Raw genomic sequence first — 4203 nt, 5'->3', positions numbered from 1 at the left:
CCTGGCCACCCGCTACGACAAACGAGCCGCCCACTACCAAGCCATGGTCACCCTCGCCTGCCTCCGGCTCTGGCTCCCATGACTTTCCGGACACGCCCTAGGGGGTCAGCCACACCGTCGCCAGCGGGGGCAGGGTCAGCTTCAGGGTCGGGTCCGCCTTCAGGGGGGCGGGGTCGGTCGCTCCGGTGCCGCCGTATCGCGGGGCGTCCGTGGTGAGGACCTCGTGCCAGGTGCCGTGCCAGGCGGAGGAGCCGGCGGGGGCCGGCAGGGCGTAGTCGTGGCGGAGTACGGGGGAGAAGTTCGAGACCGACAGGACAGGGCTGCCGTCGGTGGCGTGGCGCAGGAACGCGAAGACGTTGTCCTGCGCCGCGTCGCCGAGGACCCAGGAGAAGCCGGCCGGGGAGGTGTCCTGCTCCCAGAGGGCGGGGGTCGCGCGGTACAGGGTGTTCAGGTCGCGGACGAGGTCCCGTACGCCCCGGTGGTCCCCCTCCGCGCCGTACGCCGGGTCGAGCAGCCACCAGTCCGGGCCGTGCGCCTCCGACCACTCGGCGCCCTGCGCGAACTCCTGGCCCATGAACAGGAGTTGCTTGCCCGGGTGGGCCCACATGAAGGCCAGATAGGCGCGGAGCGTGGCGCGTTGCTGCCACCAGTCGCCGGGCATCTTCGAGACCAGGGACCGCTTGCCGTGGACGACCTCGTCGTGCGAGATCGGCAGCACGTAGTTCTCGCTGTACGCGTAGACCATCGAGAACGTCATCTCGTGGTGGTGGTGCGCGCGGTGCACCGGGTCGTGGGCGGCATAGCCGAGCGAGTCGTGCATCCAGCCCATGTTCCATTTGAGGCCGAAGCCGAGCCCCCCGAAGCCGGTGGGGCCCGTGTGGTGGGTGGGGCGGGTGACGCCGTCCCAGGCCGTCGACTCCTCGGCGATCGTGACGACCCCCGGCACGCGGCGGTACAGCGTCGCGTTCATCTCCTGGAGGAACGCGACCGCGTCCAGGTTCTCGCGGCCTCCCGCCGCGTTCGGGGTCCACTGGCCGTGCTCGCGGGAGTAGTCGAGGTAGAGCATCGAGGCGACCGCGTCCACGCGCAGGCCGTCGATGTGGAACTCCTCGCACCAGTACACGGCGTTCGCCACGAGGAAGTTGCGGACCTCCCGGCGGCCGTAGTCGAACTCCAGGGTGCCCCAGTCGGGATGAGCGGCGCGGAGCGGGTCGGCGGGCTCGTAGAGGGGGCGGCCGTCGAACTCGGCCAGGGCCCAGTCGTCGCGCGGGAAGTGCGCCGGGACCCAGTCCATGATCACGCCGATGCCGGCCCGGTGCAGGGCGTCCACCAGGTGCTTGAAGTCGTCCGGGGTGCCGAGGCGGGCCGTCGGCGCGTAGAAGCCGGTGACCTGGTAGCCCCACGAGCCGCCGAAGGGATGCTCGGCGACCGGCATGAACTCCACGTGCGTGAACCCCATGTCGGCGACGTACGCGGTGAGTTGGACGGCCAGGTCGCGGTAGGTCAGGCCCGGGCGCCAGGACGGGAGATGGACCTCGTAGACGGAGAACGGCGCCTCGTGCGCGGGATGCTCGGCGCGGGTGCGCAGCCACTCCTCGTCGTGCCAGGTGTAGTGGCTCGCGTGCACGATCGACGCGGTGGCGGGCGGGGTCTCGGTACGGGTCGCCAGCGGGTCGGCGCGCAGGGTGCGGGTGCCGTCGGGGCGGGTGATCTCGAACTTGTAGAGCTCGCCCTCGCCGATGCCGGGGACGAACAGCTCCCAGACGCCCGTGCCGCCCAGGGAGCGCATCGTGTGGGCGGCGCCGTCCCACCGGTTGAAGTCTCCGGCCACGCGGACTCCGAGGGCGTTCGGCGCCCAGACCGTGAAGCGGGTGCCGGTGATGTCCTGGTGGCGCATGGGGTGGGCGCCCAGGGCCGTCCAGAGCCGCTCGTGGCGGCCCTCGCCGATGAGGTGCAGGTCGAGTTCGCCGAGGGAGGGGAGCAGGGCGTACGGGTCCGGGGTGCGGATGCTCGTGCCCGCGTAGGTGATCTCCAGTTCGTAGGCGGGCGGCGGATCGGGGAGGTCCAGTTCGGCGGTGAAGAAGCCGTCGCCGTCCGGGTGGAGGGGGACGGGGGCGTCGCTGTCGGGGAGGTGGACGGTCACGGACTCGGCGTACGGGTGCCAGGTGCGGATCGCCGTGTGCGGGCCGGAGGGGTGGGCGCCGAGGACGGAGTGCGGGTCGTGGTGGGTGGCGTCGAGGAGGCGCCGCCTGTCCTCTGGCGGGACGGGGGCCGGGCGGGGGGTCACGGGTGGGGCCTCCTGGGGTGGGGTCTCGCCGTAGGGGGTGTGGTCTCGTTGCCGGGTGCGGGCCTCGTCGTGGCTGGTCGCGCAGTTCCCCGCGCCCCTGAAGGCACGCTCCGCGTGCCCCAGGGGCATGTTGGTCGCGCCCCGCGACGGAGTCGCTGATCGGGTACGGCGCCGCTAGTCGGTCGTCGCCAGTTCGGAGAGGGCTGCCAAGGGGACCTCCAGCCAGGTGGGGCGGTGGCGGGCCTCGTAGAGGGACTCGTAGATCGCCTTGTCCGTTTCGTAGGCGCGGAGCAGGGGCGGGTCCGCGCGGGGATCGCAGCCGGTCGCCGCCGCGTAGCCCTCGCAGTACGCCGCCCGGCACGCCCGGGCCCACGACGGGTCGTACGGGCGATGGCTGCGGGCCGCGTAGTCGAAGGAGCGGAGCATGCCCGCGATGTCGCGGTGCGGAGGGTGCGGCATGCGGCGTTCGGCGAGCGGCCGGGACGGTTCGCCCTCGAAGTCGATCAGCTGCCAGCCGCCGGACCGGGTGCGCAGGAACTGGCCGAGGTGCAGGTCGCCGTGGACACGCTGGGCCCGCCGGACGGGGCCCGCGCCCGCGGCCAGGTCCGCGAAGGCGCCGCGCAGCGCGGGCGCGTAGGGCAGCAGCGCGGGGACCTGGCGGGCGGTCGCGTCGAGGCGCCGGGTCATCGCGGCGGCGAGCTCCTCGGTCCGGGGCCGGGTCAGCGTGACCGTGGGCAGGCTCTCGGCGAGGGCGGTGTGCACCTCGGCGGTGGCCCGGCCCAGTTCACGGGCCTCGGCGGTGAAGTCGGCGCCCGAGGCGAGCCGGTTCAGGGCGAGTTCCCAGCCGTCGGTGGCGCCGCGCACATAGGGCTGGAGGATGCCGAGGGTGGTCGGCTCGCCCGCGCCCTCGCTCTCGTACGTCTCGAACCAGGCGACCGGCGCCGGGACCCGGGTGCAGCCCGCGCGGGCCAGCGCGAGGGGCAGTTCCAGGTCGGGGTTGGTGCCGGGGCGGACCCGGCGGAAGAACTTCGCGATGAGCCGGTCGCCGTAGATGACCGAGGAGTTGGACTGCTCGGCGCGCAGCGGGCGGGCCGGGAGGCCCGGTGGGACGCGGCCCTGCGGCCCCCGGTGGAAGCGCAGGTCACCGAGAGGGCCCGGGGTGCGGAGACGTTCCAGCAGAACGGCCGCGCGGCGCGGGTCCTGGAGCGCGTCGTACACGGTGAGTCCGGCGAGCGGGCCCCGGTCGACGTGCCCGATGACGGCGGGGGCGAGATACCGGGGCACGCTCTCGTCCGCGCCGATGAGCAGCTGGTAGCGCTCGCCGGGCCCCTCCTCTGCGGGCGGCTGGTGCGCCCGCAGCAGGACGTGGAGCAGGGCGGTGCCCGGCAGCAGCGGGGTCACCGCGTCGAGGTCGATCCCGGTGACCGGCAGGCCCTTGCCCGCGAACCAGCGCTGGCGGGGCAGCCAGAGGCGCAGCGGCGAGGCGAGGGAGTCGGGCAGGCCGGGAGGGATCCCGCCGGCGGCGGGGGCGGTGCTGCGGGCTGCGGCTTCCGACATGGCGTCGCGTCCTTTCCCCGGGGGAGAGCGACGAGCGTTCCGCGATAGGGGGAGCGTGCCCAGGGCCCGGACACGGAAACGGGTCCCGGGCACGCGCGTTCGACCGGCGTTCAGGGACGGACGGGGGCACCTTCCGCGCGCAGACGGAACCAGTAGAAGCCGTGTCCGGCGAGGGTGAGCAGGTAGGGGAGTTCGCCGACGGCCGGGAAGCGGACGCCGCCGATCAGCTCGACCGGGTGGCGGCCGGTGTAGGGGCTGAGGTCGAGCTCGGTGGGTTGGGCGAAGCGGGAGAAGTTGTGGACGCACAGGACGAGGTCGTCGCCGTGTTCGCGGAGGAAGGCGAGGACGGCGGGGTTGGT

3 protein-coding genes and 1 pseudogene are annotated in these 4203 nt (G+C 73.6%); 1 reads left to right on the top strand and 3 read right to left on the bottom strand.

Annotated features, from left to right (window positions below; all coding sequences use genetic code 11):
* Positions 1-82, top strand: a pseudogene (locus ACZ4E1_RS40230) (IS5/IS1182 family transposase); the annotation flags it as partial.
* 15 nt (positions 83-97) lie between these two features.
* Here the strand turns inward: ACZ4E1_RS40230 and glgB are convergent.
* The 3 genes from glgB to ACZ4E1_RS40215 form a co-directional block, all read right to left on the bottom strand.
* Complete coding sequence (glgB, locus tag ACZ4E1_RS40225; protein WP_467548964.1) at positions 98-2416, bottom strand: 1,4-alpha-glucan branching enzyme; 2319 nt, start codon at positions 2414-2416, stop codon at positions 98-100.
* A gap of 45 nt (positions 2417-2461) precedes the next feature.
* Positions 2462-3844 (bottom strand): maltokinase N-terminal cap-like domain-containing protein, encoded by a 1383-nt coding sequence (locus ACZ4E1_RS40220; protein WP_467548962.1) that lies wholly within the window; start codon positions 3842-3844, stop codon positions 2462-2464.
* A 110-nt stretch (positions 3845-3954) separates the two neighbouring features.
* Positions 3955-4203, bottom strand: a 249-nt coding sequence (locus ACZ4E1_RS40215) for an alpha-glucosidase C-terminal domain-containing protein (RefSeq protein WP_467548960.1), incomplete at its 5' end; no start/stop codon positions are given.

The organism is Streptomyces sp. NPDC025806, assembly GCF_055558275.1.
The sequence above is the reverse complement of the archived record's forward strand: the minus strand, read 5'-3'. Positions and strand labels throughout refer to the sequence as shown.